This window comes from Pseudomonas sp. PME37.24/006 (genome assembly GCF_055556635.1).
This window is the reverse complement of sequence record NZ_JBVHNL010000002.1, coordinates 977,093-997,871: the sequence shown is the minus strand read 5'-3', so window position 1 is coordinate 997,871 and position 20,779 is coordinate 977,093. Positions and strand designations below refer to the sequence as shown.

Below are 20,779 nucleotides of genomic sequence, written 5' to 3'. Positions count from 1 at the left end.
ATAGCGATGCTGCGAGCTCAAACCAAGACGGCACCAAAAGGTAACCACCCCGATGCAAACCGGATCTCCCGAAGAACAATGGCGCGAAGACTGCGCGCCACGCCGTGTGCTGGAACTGTTCTCCACCAAGTGGACGAGCATGATCCTGCACACCTTGCATGCTCGCCACGGCGGCAGCGCCCGTGCGGGTGTGCTGCACCGCAGCTTGCCCGGCATCTCGAAGAAAATGTTGGTGCAGACGCTGCGCGAACTGGAGGCCAGCGGGCTGGTAAACCGGCAGGTGTACGACAGCGTGCCGCCGTCTGTCGATTATTCGCTGACCGAGCTGGGGCAGCGGCTGGTCGAGCCCATCGAGCTGATCTACGACTGGGCGCGCCTCAACGCACCGGCACTCGATGCGTTGCAACCACGACAGTCATCGCGCAGGCGTTGATCATGCTCACTCATTGGCCCGCTCACGTTCTGTAGGAGCCCCGCCCTCGGGGCGAATATCGGTCACAGCGCCGGTAGCGAGTGATGGCCACCATCAAGGATGCCCAATGAGCCCGTTGAGGTACTCGACCCGTTTTTGCGTCTGTTCTAACAGGCAGGCCGCGTAGATAGTGCCGAAGCCACTGCCTGTGCTGGATTCATAGGTCTCGAAGTCACAGCTCGTATCGCGCAGTTTGATCCAGGCTCTTTGGGCTTCTTTAAGATGGCTACCTTGCGTTTGCGCTTTCGGTGTGGATGGTGCGCTATTTTCCTCGTAGCGCGACAGGAGCCTCTGGTATGCGCTGTTCAGCTCGTCGTCGGCGTTTTTCAACTCGGCGTTCAGGCACGCATGCGTCCCGGCTTCGTCTTTGGCAGCCGTGCACGAATTGTTTGATGGCTCTGAAGTGTTGCCAGTGCCGCACGGGTATTTATGGCGTAGTACGCGAGTGATTGATGGCGCTGCGGGCTTGCCCCACTCGCTGTCAGGAATATCGGTGCCGATTTGCTCGTATAGCTGCCAGGGCGCGAGCTTCTCTGGCAGGCAGGTCTGCTGCTCTGGCTTCAGCGAAGGGTTCAGTGCTCGCTGGGTATCCATGATTCCATAGAGGTATGACTCGCAGTCGAAATGGGCAATCAGGCCATTGGCCGTTTCGCCAATGACCGAGCAGGCCTCCATGAAATAGTCGAGCGTTACGGTTTCCTGCGGGTTACGCGTTTCCAGCGGTGTAATCGCATTCGCAGCCGAGCTGACGGCTATTAGCGTGAGAATGGCTGCTTGTCTCATTTCAACGATCCTTGTATTTCGTCTGATTGTGCCATGTGGTTCGAGCCGACCACGCGAGACAGATCCAGTGCTCAGCGCTTTACGGCACGGGCTCGCAGACGTGTCTGGCATGGCATTCTCTGGAAGAAATTGGGGGCGCAACGCTGCACTATCTGGCGCTTGATTACCAGGCTTGCGCGCCACTTCTTGCCATCGGGCTCCGTCTGCTTCAGCTTGAGCGCCGTTGGCGATTGGTCACGGCCCTGGATACGGATGATCCAGAACATCCGGCCGGATCGGTGCTGCACCGGGCGTGTTAGATCCCTGCTGAGTCAGCTCTGCAGCCTATGGCTCCCACACGGCTGTGGGAGCCATAGGATTACGGTCAGGAACCGACAGTCGAGCCGCGATCCATGCGGGTGTCGAGGTTGTCGCCGTCGCCTTTGTAGTCTTCGTGTTGGCCGTCCCAGTAGGTGTGGCCTCTGTCGACGAAGTAGTCCCATTCATCGCTGCGGTAGTCGAAGATACTCTGGTCGTCCGGCGCGTCACGCTGGCCGTAGCCATGCATGTATTCGTCGAGGAATTCGAAGCGCATCAGGCCGTCTTCGCTGAGCAGGCCATCGCCTTCCAGATCGGTGAACAGTTCCTTGAGGCTGTCGCGGTAGTCGTCGAGTTTGTTGTTGTATTTGATGTCTTCGATGATGGTGAAGGGCAAGGTGGCGAGGGTCAGCGCGGCGGATATCCAGAACATCGGGCCAACCGCTGCGCGGGCGAAACTGAGCTTGGCCAGGGCACCGGCCGAAGCCGCGCCGCCGCCTACCCCAAAGGCCCCAGCAGCCACGGTGATGGCGCCTTGGGCGATCATCGCCTTGTCGCCGGTATCTGCACCCTTCTTGATCATCAAACCGCCAAGCACCGCATCGGCCACGCCGACGAAGGTGTTGGCACCCGCGTCTAGCACGCGCAGGAAGGCGCCTGCGCCACGGCTGAAGGCATTGGAGTCGGCGAGTACTGGCGTGCCGCTGAAACCTTCCTTCATGCCCTTGATGACCTCCTTGTAATCGGATTGCGAGAGGTCAAGCTTGTCGGCCATCTTGGCGTCGTCGGCCAGTGGCGCGCTGGCCAGCAATTCATCGAGGTTGGTCTGGAAGCGTGCGCCGATTTCCGAGGTGAACGGCCGGTTCTCGGGCAGTCCCTTGCCGAAGATCTCCGGCAGTGACTTGTCCAGGCCAAGCATGGCGTTGAGGTGGCTGCCGTTGACCTTGTCGATGATGTTGGTGCCGAGGTTGACGAAGTGCTGGCTGGCGCCAAAGAAGGCGACCATTTCCTTGGCGATTGCCAGGCGCTCCTCAGGCGTGCCACCCAGTTTGCCGCCGGCCATCTGGTAGATACCCGACGCGAGGGATATCAGCCCGCCAGCCGAGCCTAGGGCGCCGTTGCTATTGAGTACGCTGATGGCTGACAGCATGCCGCCACCGGTCTTCTCGTTGAGCGCTTTGTAAACGTCCTTTTTCATCAGGTCGTCGATATCACCCTGGGTGACTTCACCGTTCTTGATGAAACGATCACCCAGTTCCTGCAGAGCCTTGCCAAAATCCTTGGCGGTTTGCTTGTCGCCGAGAAATTCGTTGATGAATTTGTCGAGGCTTTCGGCGGTACGGCGCGGCAGGTCGACACCGGCTTTTTTCAGGGCAGTGAGCACGGTCTTGACCACATCCTGGGTGGCCAGGGCGAGGTTGCCGTCGTTGACCAACTCGGGATTCGCCATGAGCTTGTCGAGGTCGACGATGGTCGCGTCGAGCTGCAGCTTCTGGGCGAACTCGGCGGCCCTCTCTGGGTTGGCGATGGCCAGCTGCGAATAGGTTTCGCGGATGTCGGCGGCAGCCAGGTCGTCTTTGTTGGCGTCCTGCAGGTCGCGGATATGTTTGACGTAGGCCTCGCTGAAGGCCATGTCTTCGAGCTTCTTGGTGATCTCGTCCTTGTTGGGCACGGCATCCAGGGCGCTTTTCTGCGCGTCGAGGTAGTCCTTCTGGACGGCTTCGCTGGAGAACAGGGTGGTGAGCTGTTCGTCGACCTTGCGCTCGTCGATGATGCTTTCGAAGTCCTCGCCCTTGGCACCAGCAGTGCTTTGGCCCTTGCTGATGTCGAGGGTGACCATGTCCAGCCCGCCATCGAGCGTGCCCTGGGCACGTAGCGCGCGGTACATTTTGGCGCGGTCGTCGTCCTCCTTGATCGAGCCGTCTTCGATGCCTTTTTTCCAGCCGTCGATGACCTTCTGCCAGGTCAGTTCGCTAACGGTCAGCGAGCGCTTGCTGTCCTTGGGATCTTTTTCGCTGGTTTCCAGGTTGCCGATATCCAGCTCGCCGGTTTCCGGCAACTTGCTGTCGCCGCGAGCGTCATCGACCTTGTCGAGGTTGTTGCGCCGGCCTTCGTCTTCGGCGACCAGGCGGTCGTACATGGTGGGGTTGAGTTCGCGGGAGACGATGACCTTGCGGCTGCTATCGCCATCGAAGATTTCCGCCCGCACGAACCCGTCGCCGACCTCGCCTTCCGGGCCGATCGTGGCACCGGCTATTTCCTCGCTGGTCAGGTAATCGCCGGGGTGCAGCATGGCGTAGCCTTCCTTCTCCTGCTCGTTGGCCTTGAGCATGATCTCGGCGTTTTTCTTGAGCTGTGCAAACAGCTCCGGGCTGACCTCGGCGGATACCGCAACCTTTTCGCCCTCCCAGGTTTCGTAGGTGATGAGGCCGTTGTCACCTACGGTGCCTTCCCAGCGAATCGCCTTGTAGTCGGGGTAAGCCGGCGCCTCGCCGTCGCGGTTGAGCAAGCTGTGGCCGTCTGCCTGAGCACGATCCATGGCGCCGCGTGAGTCGTCGTTGCTGAGCAGCTTTTCCATCTTGCTCAGGTAGTCGAACAGGCCCGGGTTGTCGTCCTTGTGCAGCACCACTTTTTCGTCGCCGTTGTGGTAACGGATCAGGCCGGGGCCCATTTCATCGACCTTACCGACGCCCAGGCCGCTGTAAGGCGGCCAGGTTTCGTTATCGCTGGCGCGGCGGTAACCGTCTTCTTCGCTTGCCGTGATGCCGTCGAGGGAGTCTTTCAGGTCTTCGAGCTTGTCGAACATCTCCGGGTTATCGACTTTGGCCAGCACCACTGCGTCGCCGTCCTTGTTGCGGTAGCGGATTACCTCGGGGGACAAGCTCTCGATGGCCTGGTAGTCGCGCAGGCTATCCGGCGCTTTATCGTCCTTACCGGCGCGGCGGTCACCGTCGGCGCTGGCCTGGTTCAGCGTCTTGAGGGTCTCGAAGTCTTTCTTCACTTGCTCGAACAGCGCTGGCGAAGTGGAGCGCAGCACGATGACCTTGTCGCCGCTTTGGGTTTCGAAACGGATGGTGTCGTTGGCGACTTCGTTGGCCGGGCCGATGCTCTTGTAGTCGGCGAGGGCGGGCGCTTTGGTGTCTGACGCCGCGGGCTTGTAGTCCGCTGAATCCTTGCGCGGCTTGACCTGGGCAAGGGCCAGGTTGGCGTCGAAGGTTTTTTCGGAGGAAGACGGGGGTGTTTTCGACAGGCGCGTAATGCTGCTCATGGTGGGCTCCATTCGACCAGAGTTGTGATAGATGCCTGACAACAACGGCTCCATCACAGAGCCGAACAAGCACGACACCACGGGGATGGCCGCGGTGACCAGAACAGTGCAAAGGGCGGATGACAAAATGATTGCAGGCGGGGCGGGGGATTCGCGCCTTGTTGCAGGCGAATCGGCCGATAGCCAGGTTTGGCGCGGGATGTGAAGCGGCGAGGGGGAGCGGGCAGTTCGTCCTGTTTAACAGCTTTTCACAGGGGCAGCGCTCCCACGCGGAACGTGGGAGCGACCAGAAGCGGTTACGCCTGGATTCGCTTCAGTTGCTGGGGGGCGCAGTTTTACCTTTAACGGGTTGGGGCTGAGCCATACCTTGCGGCCAGTAAACGATGCAGCCGGCAGGGGCGTTGCCATAGCAGTTATGCGGGTTGTAGCTGGAGAAATCAGGTTCGAAGCCCAGGTCACGCATGCACTTGGCCTGCTCCTGGATTTTTTGCACACCAGCACTCATTTGATCGATGAAGTCGCATTGCTTGAGCGCTGTATCGACATCGATTTTCGCTTGTCTGGTGGGCTCCCACATCACTCGTGCAGGCTGTGCCGGTTGGTAATACGAGGCACAGCCAGCAATGCTGGCGGCGATTATCCCTGCAATCAATTTCTTCATACGTCTTTCTTCCATGTGGTGAATGTAGGCATGTACATGTCTGTCGCAACGGCATTCACGCTGGCTGCATGCCTGCGCGCTTGAGCAGTTGTTTGCAGCGTTCTGAGAGGTGCACCACGCGCAGGTGCTTGCCGGCCTTGCTGTAGCGCTCGCGCAGGGTCATCAGGGCGGCGATGGCCGAGTAGTCGACGAAGCTCAGGTGACGGCAGTCGAGGGTGACGTCGGCGGGGTCGTTGGCGGCGTCGAACAGGTTCAGGAACGGTGCGGTGGAGGCGAAGAACAGGGTGCCATGGGGCAGGTAGAGTTTGCTGCCGTCGGCCTCCAGGCGGCTGTCGGCGTAGAGCTCGCGGGCGTGGTGCCAGGCGAAGTTCAGCGCGGCGATGACGATGCCGCACATCACCGCCATGGCCAGATCCGTGAGCACGGTGATGATGGTCACTGCAACGATGACCAGCACGTCGTTGAGCGGTACCTTGCCCAGCACCCGCAGAGACGCCCAGGCGAAGGTCTGCTGGGCGACCACGAACATCACGCCGACCAGAGCGGCCAGCGGAATCAGTTCGATCAGGGGCGAGAGGAACAGCACGTAGAGCAGGATCATCACCCCGGCAACGATGCCGGAAAGCCTGCCGCGGCCGCCGGAACTGAGGTTGATCATGGTCTGGCCGATCATCGCGCAACCGCCCATGCCGCCGCACATGCCGGAGGCGATATTGGCTGCGCCGAGGGCCACGCATTCGCGATCCGGGTGGCCACGGCTTTCGGTGATTTCATCGGTAAGATTGAGGGTCAGCAGGGTTTCCAGCAGGCCGACCATGGCCATCAGCACCGCGTACGGGAGGATGATCCACAGGGTTTCCAGGTTCCAGGGGATCTGCGGCAGCGCCGGCACGGGCAGACCACCGGCGATTTTCGCCATGTCGCCAAGGGTGTGGGTGGGCAAGTGCAGGAAATAGGTGAGCAGGCCGACGCTGAGAATCGCTGCCAGGGCCGGCGGAATGGCACGGGTCAGCTTCGGCAGAATGTAGACAATGGCCATGGTCAGCGCCACCAAGCCGAGCATCAGGTACAGCTCGTTACCCTTGATCCAGTGGCCGTCGCGCTGAAAGTGCTCCAGCTGCGCCATGGCGATGACGATGGCCAGGCCGTTGACGAAGCCGAGCATCACCGGGTGCGGCACCATGCGCACCAGCTTGCCGAGTCGCAACAAGCCGAATGCCAGCATGATCACACCGCCAAGCAGAACCGTGGCCAGCAGATACTCGACGCCGTGCTGTACCACCAGGGCGACGATGACCACGGCCATGGAGCCGGCAGCGCCGGAAATCATCCCGGGGCGGCCACCGAACAGGGCGGTGATCAGGCAGATGAAGAAGGCGCCATACAGGCCCATCAGCGGATTGACCTGGGCCACCAGGGCGAAGGCGATGCACTCCGGCACCAGTGCGAACGATGACGTGAGACCGGCCAGGACATCGGCGCGCAGACGAGCGATTTTCATGGGTTACCTGATCGAACAAGACAAACGCCCCGTGGAGAGTGCAGGGCATTGCACGGCCGTGTGGCCTTGGAGTTGGAAGGCTGTCGATGGTAAGGAATCGCCGGGGCGAAGGCCAGTGCCGGGGATCCGTCGGGTGGAGACTTTCCCGGGTTTCGCTGCGCTCTACGCCGGGCTACTGAACAAGGCCAGGCGCCCGTAGCCTGGGTTGAGCAGCGCGATACCCGGGGATCTGGATGGCGTAACTCACAACGTCGCCGAGACTCTGCGACAAAACAACCTGCCGACGAAATGTGGCCTGGCTGGCATTTGGAGCGACCAATAGGTCTAATCTCCTTTTTCTCCGGCGACCAATCGACATTACACTGTCGCCTGCCCAAAAAACGATGACGAGGTAAACACGTTGATTATTCACCCTAAAGTTCGTGGCTTCATCTGTACCACCACCCACCCGCTGGGTTGCGAGCGCAACGTGGCCGAGCAGATCGAGGCCACGCGCAAACTGGGCGTGCGTAACGACGGTCCGAAGAAGGTGCTGGTTATCGGCGCTTCCAGCGGCTACGGTCTGGCCGCGCGCATCACTGCCGCGTTTGGCTTTGGCGCCGACACCCTGGGCGTATTCTTCGAGAAGCCGGGCACCGAAACCAAGGCTGGCACCGCTGGTTGGTACAACTCGGCTGCGTTCGACAAGTTCGCCAAGGCCGAAGGCCTGTACAGCAAGTCGATCAATGGCGATGCCTTCTCCGACGAAGCGCGCGCCAAGGTCATCGAGCTGATCAAGAACGAAATGGGCGGCAAGATCGACCTAGTGATCTACTCCCTGGCTTCGCCGGTGCGCAAGCTGCCGCAAAGCGGTGAAGTAATCCGTTCGGCGCTCAAGCCTATCGGCCAGCCGTACAAGTCGACCGCCATCGACACCAACAAAGACGTGATCATCGAGGCCGCCATCGAGCCGGCCAATGAGCAGGAAATCGCTGACACCATCACCGTCATGGGCGGCCAGGACTGGGAACTGTGGATCAACGCCCTGGAGCAGGCCGACGTGTTGGCCGAAGGCGCGCGTACAGTGGCCTTCAGCTACATCGGCACCGAAATCACCTGGCCTATCTACTGGCACGGTGCGCTGGGCAAGGCAAAGCAGGATCTGGACGAAACCGCCCTGCGCCTGGACCAGAAACTGGCCGGTGAAGTCAAAGGCGGCGCCAACGTGGCCGTGCTCAAGTCGGTAGTCACCCAGGCCAGCTCGGCCATCCCGGTGATGCCGCTTTACCTGTCGATGGTATTCAAGATCATGCAGGAAAAGGGCATCCACGAAGGCACCCAGAACCAGCTCGACCGCCTGTTCCGTGACCGTCTGTTCCGCGCCGACGGCGCCCCGGCTGAGGTCGACGAAAAATCCCGCCTGCGCCTGGACGATTGGGAGCTGCGTGACGACGTACAGGACGCCTGCAAGGCCATGTGGCCACAGGTGACCACCGAGAACCTGTTCGAACTGACCGACTATGCCGGTTACAAGAAGCAGTTCCTCAACCTGTTCGGTTTCGAGCGCAGCGACGTGGACTACGACGCTGACGTGGCCACCGACGTCGAGTTCGACGTGGTTCAGCTGTAACCGCTCTTTCAGCGGTTGTGAAAAAGGGACGCCTTGGCGTCCCTTTTTGCTTTCCGGCCTGGGCCTGTCAGCCCACCGGCTCGTCGATATTCACGTAACGAGGCACCTTCGCCAATGGCAGGCGGCGTGCTTGTTCGACGCTGATGCCTGGGCGCTTGGGTAGTGACTCCAGGCGCTGTGGCTGGCCAGTCTGCAGAGCGCGTTCGATGGCAGCGAGGATGCGCACGTCCCGCCAGCCTTCGTCACCGTCCGGCTCCGGCTCGCGGTTCTGCAGGATGCAGTCGGAGAAGTACTGGGTCTGGCCGCCGAACTGATCGACCACCGGATGGCTGTGCTCCTTGGTTTCATCACCGATGATGGCGCGGTAGCTGATCCCCACGCCTTCACCAAAACCGAAGCAGGGCGAGGCTTCGAACTCGCCTTCGCTGCCGATCACCTGCAGACGCTGGCTGCCGGGCAGGCTGTAGCTGACGGTGAACACCGCCAGGCGCTCGTCGGCGAAGCGCAGGGTGACGGTCACGGTGTCCGGGGTGTTGATCTCGCGACCGGGTGTCTGGATGGCCACGGCACGCACTTCCAGCGGCTCATCGTCGAACAGGTTGCGTACCGCATTGATCGGGTACGGGCCCATATCTGTCACCGGGCCGGCCCAGTAGCCACTCTGCATGCGGTGGTTGGCCGGATCGACGGTCTGCGTGAAGGTCGCGGTGAACAAGCGCGGATCGCCAATATCGCCCGAACGGATGCGGTGAATCATCTCCACTGTGCCGGGTTCGAAATGCAGGCGGTAGGCGATCATCAATTTGGCGCCGGAGCGTTCGGCCGCGGCGGTGATGGCCTTGCAGTCTTCTTCGCTGGTTGCCATGGGCTTTTCCAGCAGCACATGGATACCAGCTTCCAGGGCGGGCTCGGCGAACTCGCGGTGGCGGAAGTTCGGCGTGGCCAGGTAGATGGCATCGATCTCGCCCGAGGCGAGCAGCGTGGGGAATTCTTCGTAGCTGTAGCTCTTGATGTCGTACAGCGCAGCCAGTTCGTCGGCCTTTATCGGGTCACCGGTCACCAGCGCAGTGATCACCGAATTGTCGGTCTGGCCAACACCGGGCATGAACGCCCCCTGGGAAATCCAGCCGCCTGCGACCACTGCATAACGAACCTTGCCTTGAGCATCGGGCATTTCATCGACTCCTGTGCAACACCGGACAGCATTGTCCGGCTTGTAGTAGTCGGCAGGTATCGGCACTTGAAGTTCAGTAAAAGCGCTTGCCGGTCTTGATGTATCGGCATGCTTGAGTGACGCGGGAAATCATCCGGCTATTCTGTGGTCAGTATTGGCGCCATCCAAGGCGCACCCGTTATGTTGTTTATGGAGAGTTGCAATGAAAGCCCTGATTTCCAGCCTGTTGCTCGTCGCCGCACTGCCGGCACTGGCCGACACCGCGTCCAACCCACGTTGCGAGGCGAAGGCTACGGACATTCAGCAACAGATCGAGGCTGCCAAGGCCGCTGGCCATGACAGCAAAGTGAAGGGGCTGAACACCGCGCTGGAAGAGGTTCGTGACAACTGTACCGACAAGGAGCTGCTGCGCGAGCTGGAAGGCAAGCTAAGCGAAGCCCGGGACGAGGTGCGCGAGCGTGAGGCGGATCTGCGTGAGGCAGAATTGAGCGGCGACGCCAGCAAGATCGCCAAGCGTCAGGCCAAGCTGGAAGAAGCCCGCGAGGAGTTGAAGCAGGCCGAGGCTGAGCTGAGTCCGGCAGCCAAGCAGCAGCCGGAATGAAAAAAGGGAGGATGGCCGAACGGCCATCCTCCCCTTCTCAAACTGCGGCGCCGGATTGCCTGGCGCCTGCCGTCAGGTTCTGAAGCGTCCCACCAGACCATTCAATTCGCCGGACAGCGATTCCAGGCGCTGTGAGTCGCTGCGCGCCGAATGCGCCAGTTCCTCGACCAGTTGTGCGTCGGTCTGAATCTGCGCGATGTGGCGGTTGATGTCTTCGGCCACGTGGTGCTGTTCTTCGGCTGCGGTGGCGATCTGATTGTTCTGATCGCGAATTTCGTCCACCGAGGTGCGGATCTGCTCGAAGCTGTCGCGAGCCTGCTGAATCCGTTCGACGCTCTGCTGCGACATGCTCAGGCTGCTCTGCATCTGCTTGGTCACGTCCTGGGTGCGTTTGGCCAAGCCGCCCAGCAGGCTGTCGATCTCGCCCGTTGAATCCGCCGTGCGCTTCGCCAGCGCGCGTACTTCGTCGGCGACCACGGCGAAACCACGACCCTGTTCACCCGCGCGTGCGGCTTCGATGGCAGCGTTGAGGGCCAGCAGGTTGGTCTGCTCGGCGATCGAGCGGATGGTGTCGAGGATGGCGTTGATATTCTTGCTGTCCTGCTCCAGCACCTGCATGGCCTGTGCCGACTTCTGCAGGTTCTCGCTCAGCCGCGAGACGCTGCCGGTGGCTTCGTCGATCTGCAACTGCCCATCGTGTACCTGACGCTGGCCGGAATCGGCCGAGGAGGCTGCATGGCTGCAGGAACGGGCCACTTCGTTGGCGGTGGCGACCATCTCGTTGAAGGCGGTGGACACCAGCTCCACGGCCTCGCGCTGACGACCGGCGGCGTCATTCATGTCGCGGGCTACGCGGGTGCTGGCATCCGAGGCGGTTTGCAGATCCGCCGAAGCGCTGCCGATGCGTTGCACCAGGGTGCGGATGGCGCCAAGGAACTGGTTGAACCAGCGTGCCAGCAGAGCGGTTTCGTCATTGCCGCGCACGTCGAGGTTGCGGGTCAGGTCGCCTTCGCCCTGGGCGATGCCTTCCAGGCCACCGGCCACGCTGCGTATCGGTTTGACGATCAGGCCGGCGAAGCTGGCACCGACGATGGCGAACAGCACGGCCAACACCGCCGCGATGATTGCGATCTGCCAGGTCAGGCTGGTGGCCTTGGCCATGACTTCACTGCGCTCGATCAGGCCGATAAAGCGCCAGCCCAGAGTGCTCGACGACCAGACGTTGGCCATGTACGGCACGCCGCCCAGTTCTACCTCGACCAAGCCATTCTGTACGCCGGCCAGCTGCGTGTAGCCGTCGCCCAGCTCGCTGATCAACTTGAAACCATGGGCGGGGTCGCGGGGGTCGACCAGCACGTTGCCGTTGCTTTCCAGCAGCATCAGGTAGCCGCTATCGCCGAGCTTGATCTGCTTGACCAACTCGGTGAGCTGCTTGAGCGAAACGTCCAGGCCCAGCACGCCGGCTGGTTGGCCCTGCTGATTTTCGATGGTGTGCACGGTGCCCATCAGCACCACGTCGTCCGGCGCCCAGTAATAGGCTGAGGTGCGTACGGTCTTGCCCGGCGAGGCCATGGCGGCCTTGTACCAGGGGCGTACGCGCGGATCGTAATTGCTCAACTTGGTATCGTCCGGCCAGGACGCGTAACCGCCGTCGGGCTTGCCGATCGACAGGTAAGCGGTGCTCGGGTGGCTGGCAGCGAACTGGCCAAACATCTGCAGGAACCTCTGATTTTCTTCGGTCAGCGGTATCTGTGCGGCATTTGCACCGGAATAATCCTTCAATTCCCCAGCGTTGCGTACGTCAGGATGCTTGGCCAGGTACTCGACGTTCTGCGCAATGGCGTCGAGGAACTGAGTCATGGCGTTCTCGATCTGGCGTATCTCGCGGCTGCTGCTGTCGAGGAAGTCGTCCTGCGCCTGAGCGCGCAGATTGACCACCACCACAACGGCGACCAGTACGACGGGCACACAGGCGATGGCCGCGAAGGCCCAGGTGAGTTTCTGTTTGATGTTCACGGTGGTTCCTGCTCGAGCGAGAGAAGTTGTTGTTGAAGCGAGAGGCAGTAAGAGAACGATCGTCAGGCCTTGTACCAGCCTGTGAACATTGAATCGGCACGCTTGAAGGGAACTTGAGGGGTGTCACGCGGGCGCCGCGTGTTTATTGCAGTGCCGAGCGTCTGCGCTCGCGGCGGCCTGCGATGATGAATACCACCACGAACACCGCACTGAGCAGCACCACGATGGTCGGCCCCGGTGCGCTGTCGATGAAGAAGCTCAGGTACACGCCGCTCAGCGCTGCGCCCACGGCGATGCCCACGGCGGTGAAGAGCATGGCGCCCATGGTGCGGGTGAGCAGAAAGGCGATGGCGCCAGGGGCGATCAGCAGCGCCACGGTGAGCACGATGCCGATGGCCTTGAGTGCGCCGACGATGGTCAGTGACATCACCGCCAGCAGGCCATAGTGCAGCAGGCGCACCTGTAAACCGACAGTGCGCGCCTGCACCGGGTCGAAGGCGTGCAGCAGCAGGTCACGCCATTTCAGGCCGATAAAGGCAGTGACCGCCAAGGCGATCAGGCCGCTCTCCAGCAGGTCGGCCCAGCCGATGCCGAGCATGTCGCCAAACAGGATGTGATCCAGGTGCACGTCGCTGTGAATCTGCGTGTAAAGCAGCAGGCCGAAGCCGAACATGCCGGAGAACACCACGCCCATCAGGGTGTCCTGCTTGATCCGGCTGTTTTCCTTGAGGTAGCCCGAGGCGACCGCGCACAACATGCCGGCGATGAATGCGCCGAGCGAGTAGGGCAGGCCGACGATATAGGCGATGACCACGCCGGGAAACACTGCGTGGGCGGTGGCGTCACCCATCAGTGCCCAGCCCTTGAGCACCAGAAAGCACGACAGCAGCGCGGCGGGAATTGCTACCAGTACGGCAATCAGCAGGGCGTACTGCATGAAGTCGATTTGCAGCGGTTGCAGGAGCATCTCCATGGTCACATCTCCAACCGGGCCTGGGCGGCCCGGCGGCGGGCGGCGAGCAGGCCATGTTTGGGCGCGAAGACGAAAGCCACCAGGAACACGCAGGTCTGCAGCACGATAATGACCGCCCCGGTGGCGCCATCGAGAAAGTAGCTGGCGTAAGCGCCGATAAAGCAGCTCAGGCCGCCGATGCAGCCGGCGATCAGCAGCAGCCGGTCGAAACGGTCGCTGAGCAGGTAGGCGGTGGCGCCAGGGGTGACGACCATGGCGATGACCAGAAAGGCGCCCACGGTCTGCATCGCCGCTACGGTGCAGGCGGACAGCAGAATGAAGAAGATCGCCTTGAGGCGCGTTGGGCTGAGGCCGATGGAGCGGGCGTGGTTTTCGTCGAAGAACACCACCATCAGATCTTTCCAGCGCACTGCCAGCACGGCCATGGTGATGCCGGCGATCAGCAGTAACTGCAGCGTGTCACCGGGTGTGATGGCGAGGATGTTGCCGAGCACGATGGTCTGGATGTTCACCGAGGTGGGTGACAGCGACACCATGAACAGCCCGAGGCCGAAGAACGACGAGAAGATCAGGCCGATGATCACGTCTTCCTTGAGCTTGCTGCGCTGGTTGAGGAACAGCATGGCACCCGCCGCCAGCGTACCGGCGCCGAAGGCACCGAGGGCGAAGGGCAGGCCGAGCATGTAGGCGCCGGCAACGCCGGGTACTATGGAGTGTGCCAGGGCGTCACCGATCAGCGACCAGCCCTTGAGCATCAGGTACACCGAGAGCAGCGCGCAGACCATGCCGACCAGGGTCGAGACCCACATGGCGTTGACCATGTAGCCGTAGGAAAAGGGTTCGAGCAGGATGTGCATGATTGCCTACTGATCCTTTTCGTCGACGCGGCCGCGGATGGTCGATTTGCCGTCATAGAGCACCAGCGGGCGCTCGTCGTCGGTGATGATGCCGATCAGCGGGGATGTACTGTTGTGCCCTTCACCCGGCAGCTCGAAGTGGCGTAGCACACCGCCAAAGGTGCGCTCGAGGTTCTCACGGGTGAACACCGATTGAGTCGGGCCGTAGGCGAGCACGGTACGCGCCAGCAGCACCGTGCGGTCGCAGAACTCCGGCACACTGCCCAGGTTGTGGGTGGAGACCAGCATCACCCGGCCTTCGTCGCGCAGCTCGCCGAGCAGCCGCACGATGGCGTCCTCGGTCTTCACGTCGACCCCGGTGAAGGGTTCGTCGAGCAGGATGACCCGCGAATCCTGGGCCAGGGCGCGAGCGAGGAACACGCGCTTCTTCTGCCCGCCGGACAGCTCGCCGATCTGCCGCTTGCGCAGATCGCTCATGCCGACTCGCGTCAGCGCTGTTTCAACCGCTTGGCGATCGGCGGCTTTGGGGCGACGCAGCATGCCCATGTGGCCGTAGCGACCCATCATCACCACGTCTTCGACCAGTACCGGGAAATTCCAGTCGACGTCTTCACTCTGCGGCACGTAGGCAATCAGGTTGCGTTTCAGGGCATCGCGCACCGGCATGCCGAGCACGCTGATGCTGCCCTGAGCCACGTTCACGAAGCCCATGATGGCCTTGAACAGGGTCGACTTGCCGCTGCCGTTGACGCCCACCAGTGCAGTGATGCTGCCGCCTGGGCTGCCGAAGCTGGCATTGCGCAAGGCGGTGTGGCCATTGCGGTAGGTCACGCTGATGTTATCGACGCGGATGCCGTCGAGGCTGTCCTGTTCGTGCAGGGTGTTTGGCATTATTCGGCCAGTCCGTCAGCGATAGTCTGCGAGGTGACGCGCAGCAGGTCGAGGTAGGTCGGTACCGGGCCATTCGGCTCGCTGAGCGAATCGACGTATAGCACGCCGCCGTATTTGGCGCCGGTTTCTCGGGCAACCTGTTGGGCTGGGGAGGCGGAAATGGTGCTTTCGCTGAAGATCGCCGGGATCTGGTTGGCGCGCATCGCATCGATCACCTTGCGCACTTGCTGCGGCGTGCCCTGCTGGTCGGCGTTGATCGGCCACAGGTACAGCTCCTTGAGGCCGAAGTCGCGTGCCAGGTAGCTGAACGCGCCCTCGCTGGAAACCAGCCAGCGGCGGCTCTCCGGGATTGCCTGCAGGCGCTCGCGGATCGGTGCCACGGTGGCCTGAATGCGCGCCTTGTAGGCCTCGGCGTTGGCTTTGTAAATCTCGGCATTGGCGGCGTCGTACTTGACCAGCGCATCGCGGATGTTGTCGATGTAGATCATCGCCGAGTCCGCAGACATCCAGGCATGCGGGTTGGGCTTGCCACTGTATGGGCCTTCGGCGATACCCATTGGTTCGATACCGTCGCTGAGGGTCACCGCCGGCACGTTCTGCAAGCGCTGCAGGAAGCGCTCGAACCACAGCTCCAGGTTCATGCCATTACGCAGGATCAATTGCGCGTCGCGGGCCTTGAGGATGTCGCCCGGCGTCGGCTGGTAATTGTGAATTTCCGCGCCAGGTTTGGTGATCGACTCGACCACGGCCGCGTCGCCAGCTACCTCGCGAGCCATGTCGGCGAGAACGGTGAAGGTGGTGACGACCTTGAACTTGCCTTCGGCGGTGGCCAGTTGCGGCAGCAGGGTCAGAAGGAGGGTGGCGAGCAGGGGGGCACAGGTGCGCGAGCGGATCCGATTGAACATCTTCATCCTCATATGGCTTGACCGGTCAAATCACCGGGATGGTCATGACCCCGGACAGGGCTGCCACTCTAGCGATAATTTGTCGCTAATGAAAACTATTGTCATTAGAGGTTTATTCTATGTGTGCCGCCTATTACTGCATTGCGGCAGCGAACGGCGAATGCGCTCAGCGTAGCTGCTGGAGCGCATGCATGTGAGCGGTCGTGTGCTCGTCAGGTTCCGCCAACCTGCTCCTTGCAACCCGAAAGAGCTGCGGCTGTAAATGCAAAACCCCGCGACTGGCGCGGGGTTTGGTGAGAGTGAAGAGTTAGCTGCCGCTCTTTATTTTCGTCCAGGCACGGGTACGCACCCGTTCGACTTTCTGTGGCAGCGGCTCGACGCTGTAGAGGGTTTTCTGCGCTTCGGCGGTCGGGGTCAGGTCGGCGTTATCACTGATCGCCTTGTCCACCAGCAGCATGCCGGGCTTGTTGGGGTTCGGGTAACCGAGAAAATCGCTGATCGGTGCGATCACTTTCGGGTCGAGCAGATTGTTGAGGAACTCATGGGCTTCTTCGACGTTCTTGGCGCTGACCGGAATGGCGAAGGTGTCGAACCAGATTGGCGCGCCTTCCTTCGGCAAGCGCCACTCGACCTTCACACCGTTGCCCGCTTCCTTGGCGCGGTTGGCGAACTGGTAGAAGCTGCCCGAATAGCCGATGGCCACGCAGATGTCGCCGTTGGCGATGTCGGTCATGTACTTGGCCGAGTGGAAATAGGTCACGTATGGGCGGATGCTCATCATCAGCTCGGTGGCCTTGTCGTAGTCAGCCGGGTTGGTGCTGTTCGGCGGTAAACCCAGGTAGTGCAGCGCCAGCGGCAGGATCTCGTTCGGCGCATCGAGCATGGCGACGCCGCATTGCTTGAGCTTCTCCATGTTCTCGGGTTTGAACACCAGATCCCAGCTGTCCACCGGGGCGTCGGCGCCGAGGGCGGCCTTGACCTTGTCCGGGTTGAAGCCGATCAGCACGGTGCCGTACATGTAGGGCACGCCGTACTGGTTGCCGGGATCGTTGGTTTCCAGCAGCTTGAGCAACGCGGGGTCGAGGTTCTTCCAGTTGGGCAGCTTGCTCTTGTCGAGCTTCTGGAACACGCCAGCCTTGATCTGGGTGTCGAGGAACATGTTGGACGGCACCACCAGGTCGTAGCCCGAGTTGCCGGTGAGCAGTTTGGCCTCCAGCGCCTCGTTGGTTTCGAAGGTGTCCCAGGTCAGCTTGACGCCGCTTTTCTGCTCGAAGTCCTTGAGGGTCTGCGGCAGGATGTAGTCGGCCCAGTTGTAGACCCGCAGTTCCCGGGCTTCGGCCATGGCACTGCCGGCCAACAGGGCCGCGCCGCAGAGGGTGGCGCCGAACAGACGGTGGAGATTTTTCATCGTTATGTGCTCCGTTGAATGCGTGATTATCGGCAGTAGGCTCAGGCGCCTTCGAAACCTTCCAGTACGTTCACCGCGTTGACGCCGATCTCCTCGACGGCATAGCCGCCCTCCATCACGAACAGGGTGGGCTTGCCGAGGCGGGCGATACGTTCGCCCATGCGCAGGTAGTCGGGGCTATCGAGCTTGAACTGGGAAATCGGGTCTTCCTTGAAGGTATCCACACCCAGGGACACCACGATCACGTCCGCCGCGTACTCGTCGATACGTGCACAGGCGCTCTCCAGCGCCGTGCTCCATTGCTCCCAGCCGCTGCCGGCAGCCAGTGGCAGATTGAGGTTGAAGCCTTCGCCGGCGCCCTCGCCAGGTTCATCGGCATAGCCGAGGAAGAACGGGAATTCGAAGGCCGGGTGGCCGTGGATGGAGACGAACAGCACGTCGCTGCGATCGTAGAAGATCGACTGCGTGCCATTGCCGTGGTGATAGTCCACGTCGAGGATGGCGACCCGTTTGCAGCCTTGATCGAGAAAGGCTTGGGCGGCGATGGCGGCATTGTTCAGGTAGCAGTAGCCGCCCATCAGATCAGCAGCGGCGTGGTGGCCTGGCGGGCGACACAGGGCGAAGGCGCTGTTGGCGCCATCGCTGATCAGCTTCTGCCCGGTAAGGGCCACCTGTGCGGCACTCCAGGCGGCCTGCCAGGTACCGGCGGTGATTGGTGCGCCGCCGTCGAAACTGTAATAACCGAGCTGACCGTGCAGGTTGTCCGGCACCACGCTGCGCAGGGTGCGAGCGGGCCAGGTGAAGGGCATCAGGTCACCGTCACGGCCCATGGCTGCCCAGCGTGCCCAGGCGCCTTCGAAAAAGCTCAGGTAATCGCGGTGATGAATGCGTTCGATCGGCGCTCGGCCGAAGTCGCCTGGGGTGATGACTTCACCCAGTTGCTGCTGGCGTACACGGGCTAGCACATGGTCGGCCCGCGACGGCATTTCGAAACAGGGCTTGAGCTCCCCGTCGATGATTTCGCAGCGACCATGATGCAGGTGATGGTCATCGCTGTAGATCGTACGCATGGCTGAGTCTCCGACTTGGACACCTGCATTCTTGGCCCGAGTCTGGCGCTGGCGAAATGAGCGCAATGGCCAAAAGGGGATAGATGTGGCCACGAAATGACGCAGCAGCGATCCGTATCGGTGCAGGTCTAGGCGCTGATCGGGCGCCGATAGCGGCTTGGTGATACGCCGCTCCAGCGCTGGAAGGCGTGGCGGAAACTGGCGGTTTCGCTGTAGCCGAGCTCCTCGGCGATCCGGGCGATGGGCAGCCGCTCCTGTTCCAGCAGATGGCGTGCCTGCTCGAAGCGCAACTCATCGAGCAGCGTCTGGTAGCTGGTGCCGACTTCCTGCAACTGCCTGCGCAGGGTGCGCGACGAACAGCGTAGCTGGCGCGCCAGGCCATCGAGCCCTGGCGCGGTCGGCAACTGGCTGGCGAGCAACTGGCGCACCCGGGAAATTAGCGCCAGGTGGGAAATGAATTCGCGATTGAGATGGCGGCAGCGTTCCAGAGTGTCGCGGTGAGTTACCGGGTCTGCCAGGGGCAGGCGTCGATCCAGCCACTGGCTGTCGAACACGATGGCGTTGTCGGCGGCATTGAAGCGCACCGCACAGCCGAAGTCGCGGCTGTACTGGCGCTGGTAGCGCGGTGCTTTATGGGTGAAGCGGGCCGCCTCCAGGGGCAGGCTGCGACCCAGCAGGTCGTCGCAGATCAGCTTCAGCGAGGCCAGGCAGAACTCGGTGTTGAAGGTCTCCAGTTCCGCTGTATCACGATAGTGGCTGGCCTCGATCCAGGCCTGCGAGCCGTCGCGGCGCAGACGCAGGTCGAAGAGGGTGCCGAGCAAGGCGGGAAAGCTGAAGGCGACTTCCAGCGCATCGCCCAGCGTCGCGGCCGAGAGCAGGCTGAAACCCAGCAGGCCATAGGACGATACGTGCATACGTCTGCCGAGCAGCAGGCCGAGATCCTGCCGCCTGGCGGTGGCGTTGCGAAACACCTGGCGTTCCTGGGCGATGCTGATGCGCATCTCCGGACGCTGCAGATCTGCTGCGTCGATGCCGCTGCCGGCCAGGAGTTCGTGGGCGTTGCAGTCGCCATTCTGGCAAAGGGTATCGAGGGCCAGAACGACGGCATGCAGGGTGGTCAGGTGGGAGTGCAGCATGGGGGCACGCCTTCTCGGAACAGAGTCGAGAATCAGGCAATAAGCGTGCCTTGCGTCTTGCCGAAAGGCACGCCCTGCCTGGCATGCTGCCTGCCGGAGGTATCGATAGCTAACAAGCGGCTCGTTCGCCAACGCGCGTCGGGGTGTCTGTAGGAGATGGTAACGCCAGAGACGTCAACGCTCGCTCTCAGCCTGCTTGCCCAGTCAGCCCGCCTTCATCGCTTTCCTGCCTGGACGGCAGCGCCGGGCAGCTTGCGACTTCGTCGCTCATCTGCCGCTTCGCCCAATTTTCTACGCGGGTGTACCAGGCAGTACCACTTTCATCCAGCCAGCTCAGCGCTTCTTCGTGGCCGTTTTCACCAGCCTGAGTAAGCCACAGGTAGCGCTGAATGCTGCTGGCGGGCACGCCTCGACCGATGCTGTAGGCTTCGGAGATGGCAAACTGGGCGTCCGCATCGCCTTGCTCGGCAGCCTTGCATACCCAGTACGCGCCCAGCTCTTCGTCACCGCCATAGCGCATCGCCAGTTGATCATCAGCGGCGAAACCCTCGATGCCGCGATCCGCCCAGTAACCCTCGCCAAGCAGATATTGGCCCTGGATATTGCCCTGAACTGCCGCCTGCTCGAACCAATGCATGGCCTGGTAGAGCTGTTCGTTGTCGTCGCGCTGTTCCCAGTGATCGATACCAAGCTCGATCTGCGCCAGATCAGCGCCTAACGCGGCAGATTTCTCCAGCCATTGTCGGCGCTGCCCGGCGTTGTCTTCGAGCAAACCATCGCGGTACAGGATGGCGATCTCGAACGCTGCGCGCGCGTTGCCTTGCTCGGCCGCGAGGGCGTACATCCGCTCTGCCGCGTCATATGACTGATGGGTGTAGTGGTAGAAACCGAGGTTGAACTGGGCGCACAGATCACCCGACTCGGCTTTGTCGCGCACCACGCCGACACTCTCCGGGTCATCGGCTATGTCGTTTACCGGGCAGGGTGGTGAGGAGGCTGCCTGCGCGGCAACGGCGCAGGCGAGGAGTAGCGGGGCGGCGAGCAGTGCCAACGGGTGCATGAACCGATCCTTTCATAAGCCGAGAGACGGCGAGCCCCGAACGGGGCGTCCTTGGACAGCACGTTACGCCAGCGCTGCCGATAGCGGCAAGACGCTG

At 61.9% G+C, this 20,779-nt stretch carries 17 protein-coding genes and 1 pseudogene; 3 read left to right on the top strand and 15 right to left on the bottom strand.

Features of this window, described 5'->3' with window-relative positions; all coding sequences use genetic code 11:
• The first annotated feature begins 52 nt into the window (after positions 1-52).
• Positions 53-433 (top strand): winged helix-turn-helix transcriptional regulator, encoded by a 381-nt coding sequence (locus ACZ3GY_RS10190; protein WP_465909916.1) that lies wholly within the window; start codon positions 53-55, stop codon positions 431-433.
• 93 nt (positions 434-526) lie between these two features.
• Here ACZ3GY_RS10190 and ACZ3GY_RS10185 read toward each other — a convergent pair whose 3' ends face one another.
• From ACZ3GY_RS10185 to ACZ3GY_RS10170, 4 genes are all read right to left on the bottom strand, one after another.
• On the bottom strand, positions 527-1,255 hold the full coding sequence (locus ACZ3GY_RS10185) for a lysozyme inhibitor LprI family protein (protein ID WP_465909915.1): 729 nt from the start codon (positions 1,253-1,255) through the stop codon (positions 527-529).
• Positions 1,256-1,619: 364 nt separating this feature from the next.
• The gene (locus ACZ3GY_RS10180) at positions 1,620-4,820 is read right to left on the bottom strand and encodes a putative sodium/potassium/calcium exchanger (RefSeq protein WP_465909914.1); all 3,201 of its coding nucleotides are present in this window, start codon (positions 4,818-4,820) and stop codon (positions 1,620-1,622) included.
• 313 nt (positions 4,821-5,133) lie between these two features.
• Positions 5,134-5,481: a hypothetical protein gene (locus ACZ3GY_RS10175; RefSeq protein WP_465909913.1), complete on the bottom strand. Its 348-nt coding sequence runs from the start codon at positions 5,479-5,481 to the stop codon at positions 5,134-5,136.
• Positions 5,482-5,536: 55 nt separating this feature from the next.
• A complete protein-coding gene (locus ACZ3GY_RS10170; protein WP_463564354.1) occupies positions 5,537-6,982 on the bottom strand; it encodes a SulP family inorganic anion transporter in 1,446 nt (481 codons plus the stop codon).
• Between the two features lie 400 nt (positions 6,983-7,382).
• On the opposite strand from ACZ3GY_RS10170, the gene fabV reads away from it, so the two are divergent.
• Positions 7,383-8,591 carry an enoyl-ACP reductase FabV gene (fabV, locus tag ACZ3GY_RS10165; protein WP_465909912.1) on the top strand — a complete coding sequence of 403 codons (1,209 nt, stop codon included), beginning with the start codon at positions 7,383-7,385 and terminating at the stop codon, positions 8,589-8,591.
• A 67-nt stretch (positions 8,592-8,658) separates the two neighbouring features.
• On the opposite strand, the gene ACZ3GY_RS10160 is transcribed toward fabV, so the two are convergent.
• On the bottom strand, positions 8,659-9,765 hold the full coding sequence (locus tag ACZ3GY_RS10160) for a Gfo/Idh/MocA family protein (RefSeq protein ID WP_465909910.1): 1,107 nt from the start codon (positions 9,763-9,765) through the stop codon (positions 8,659-8,661).
• A 202-nt stretch (positions 9,766-9,967) separates the two neighbouring features.
• Here ACZ3GY_RS10160 and ACZ3GY_RS10155 point away from each other — a divergent pair, with 202 nt between their 5' ends.
• Positions 9,968-10,366, top strand: coding sequence for a DUF1090 domain-containing protein (locus tag ACZ3GY_RS10155; RefSeq protein ID WP_465909909.1), 399 nt, complete (start codon positions 9,968-9,970; stop codon positions 10,364-10,366).
• A gap of 72 nt (positions 10,367-10,438) precedes the next feature.
• On the opposite strand, the gene ACZ3GY_RS10150 is transcribed toward ACZ3GY_RS10155, so the two are convergent.
• The 10 genes and pseudogenes from ACZ3GY_RS10150 to ACZ3GY_RS10105 all read right to left on the bottom strand — a co-directional run bounded on the left by ACZ3GY_RS10150 (position 10,439) and on the right by ACZ3GY_RS10105 (position 20,682).
• Positions 10,439-11,206, bottom strand: a complete 768-nt coding sequence (locus tag ACZ3GY_RS10150) for a methyl-accepting chemotaxis protein (protein ID WP_442964004.1) — start codon at positions 11,204-11,206, stop codon at positions 10,439-10,441.
• 90 nt (positions 11,207-11,296) lie between these two features.
• Positions 11,297-12,304: pseudogene (locus ACZ3GY_RS10145) on the bottom strand (cache domain-containing protein); the annotation flags it as partial.
• 220 nt (positions 12,305-12,524) lie between these two features.
• Entirely contained in the window at positions 12,525-13,355 is an 831-nt protein-coding gene (locus ACZ3GY_RS10140; RefSeq protein WP_465909908.1) for a metal ABC transporter permease, read from the bottom strand.
• A 2-nt stretch (positions 13,356-13,357) separates the two neighbouring features.
• Positions 13,358-14,212, bottom strand: coding sequence for a metal ABC transporter permease (locus ACZ3GY_RS10135; protein ID WP_463564359.1), 855 nt, complete (start codon positions 14,210-14,212; stop codon positions 13,358-13,360).
• Positions 14,213-14,218: 6 nt separating this feature from the next.
• A complete protein-coding gene (locus ACZ3GY_RS10130; RefSeq protein ID WP_465909907.1) occupies positions 14,219-15,103 on the bottom strand; it encodes a manganese/iron ABC transporter ATP-binding protein in 885 nt (294 codons plus the stop codon).
• Complete coding sequence (locus ACZ3GY_RS10125; protein WP_465909906.1) at positions 15,103-16,008, bottom strand: metal ABC transporter substrate-binding protein; 906 nt, start codon at positions 16,006-16,008, stop codon at positions 15,103-15,105. Before ACZ3GY_RS10125 ends, ACZ3GY_RS10130 begins: the two co-directional genes overlap by 1 nt.
• A 307-nt stretch (positions 16,009-16,315) precedes the next feature.
• Entirely contained in the window at positions 16,316-17,416 is a 1,101-nt protein-coding gene (locus tag ACZ3GY_RS10120) for a polyamine ABC transporter substrate-binding protein (RefSeq protein ID WP_465909905.1), read from the bottom strand.
• A gap of 41 nt (positions 17,417-17,457) precedes the next feature.
• Positions 17,458-18,486 carry a histone deacetylase family protein gene (locus tag ACZ3GY_RS10115; protein WP_465909904.1) on the bottom strand — a complete coding sequence of 343 codons (1,029 nt, stop codon included), beginning with the start codon at positions 18,484-18,486 and terminating at the stop codon, positions 17,458-17,460.
• Between the two features lie 128 nt (positions 18,487-18,614).
• Complete coding sequence (locus ACZ3GY_RS10110; protein ID WP_465909903.1) at positions 18,615-19,622, bottom strand: AraC family transcriptional regulator; 1,008 nt, start codon at positions 19,620-19,622, stop codon at positions 18,615-18,617.
• A gap of 187 nt (positions 19,623-19,809) precedes the next feature.
• Positions 19,810-20,682, bottom strand: a complete 873-nt coding sequence (locus ACZ3GY_RS10105; RefSeq protein ID WP_465909902.1) for a tetratricopeptide repeat protein — start codon at positions 20,680-20,682, stop codon at positions 19,810-19,812.
• Positions 20,683-20,779 lie beyond the last annotated feature (97 nt).

Excerpts from the sequence above, each read along its gene's own strand:
- ACZ3GY_RS10190 (WP_465909916.1), top strand. The coding sequence starts at position 53 with ATGCAAACCGGATCTCCCGAAGAACAATGGCGCGAAGACTGCGCGCCA.
- ACZ3GY_RS10185 (WP_465909915.1), bottom strand. The coding sequence starts at position 1,255 with ATGAGACAAGCAGCCATTCTCACGCTAATAGCCGTCAGCTCGGCTGCG.
- ACZ3GY_RS10180 (WP_465909914.1), bottom strand. The coding sequence starts at position 4,820 with ATGAGCAGCATTACGCGCCTGTCGAAAACACCCCCGTCTTCCTCCGAA.
- ACZ3GY_RS10175 (WP_465909913.1), bottom strand. The coding sequence starts at position 5,481 with ATGAAGAAATTGATTGCAGGGATAATCGCCGCCAGCATTGCTGGCTGT.
- ACZ3GY_RS10170 (WP_463564354.1), bottom strand. The coding sequence starts at position 6,982 with ATGAAAATCGCTCGTCTGCGCGCCGATGTCCTGGCCGGTCTCACGTCA.
- ACZ3GY_RS10160 (WP_465909910.1), bottom strand. The coding sequence starts at position 9,765 with ATGCCCGATGCTCAAGGCAAGGTTCGTTATGCAGTGGTCGCAGGCGGC.
- ACZ3GY_RS10155 (WP_465909909.1), top strand. The coding sequence starts at position 9,968 with ATGAAAGCCCTGATTTCCAGCCTGTTGCTCGTCGCCGCACTGCCGGCA.
- ACZ3GY_RS10150 (WP_442964004.1), bottom strand. The coding sequence starts at position 11,206 with ATGAATGACGCCGCCGGTCGTCAGCGCGAGGCCGTGGAGCTGGTGTCC.
- ACZ3GY_RS10140 (WP_465909908.1), bottom strand. The coding sequence starts at position 13,355 with ATGGAGATGCTCCTGCAACCGCTGCAAATCGACTTCATGCAGTACGCC.
- ACZ3GY_RS10135 (WP_463564359.1), bottom strand. The coding sequence starts at position 14,212 with ATGCACATCCTGCTCGAACCCTTTTCCTACGGCTACATGGTCAACGCC.
- ACZ3GY_RS10130 (WP_465909907.1), bottom strand. The coding sequence starts at position 15,103 with ATGCCAAACACCCTGCACGAACAGGACAGCCTCGACGGCATCCGCGTC.
- ACZ3GY_RS10125 (WP_465909906.1), bottom strand. The coding sequence starts at position 16,008 with ATGTTCAATCGGATCCGCTCGCGCACCTGTGCCCCCCTGCTCGCCACC.
- ACZ3GY_RS10120 (WP_465909905.1), bottom strand. The coding sequence starts at position 17,416 with ATGAAAAATCTCCACCGTCTGTTCGGCGCCACCCTCTGCGGCGCGGCC.
- ACZ3GY_RS10115 (WP_465909904.1), bottom strand. The coding sequence starts at position 18,486 with ATGCGTACGATCTACAGCGATGACCATCACCTGCATCATGGTCGCTGC.
- ACZ3GY_RS10110 (WP_465909903.1), bottom strand. The coding sequence starts at position 19,622 with ATGCTGCACTCCCACCTGACCACCCTGCATGCCGTCGTTCTGGCCCTC.
- ACZ3GY_RS10105 (WP_465909902.1), bottom strand. The coding sequence starts at position 20,682 with ATGCACCCGTTGGCACTGCTCGCCGCCCCGCTACTCCTCGCCTGCGCC.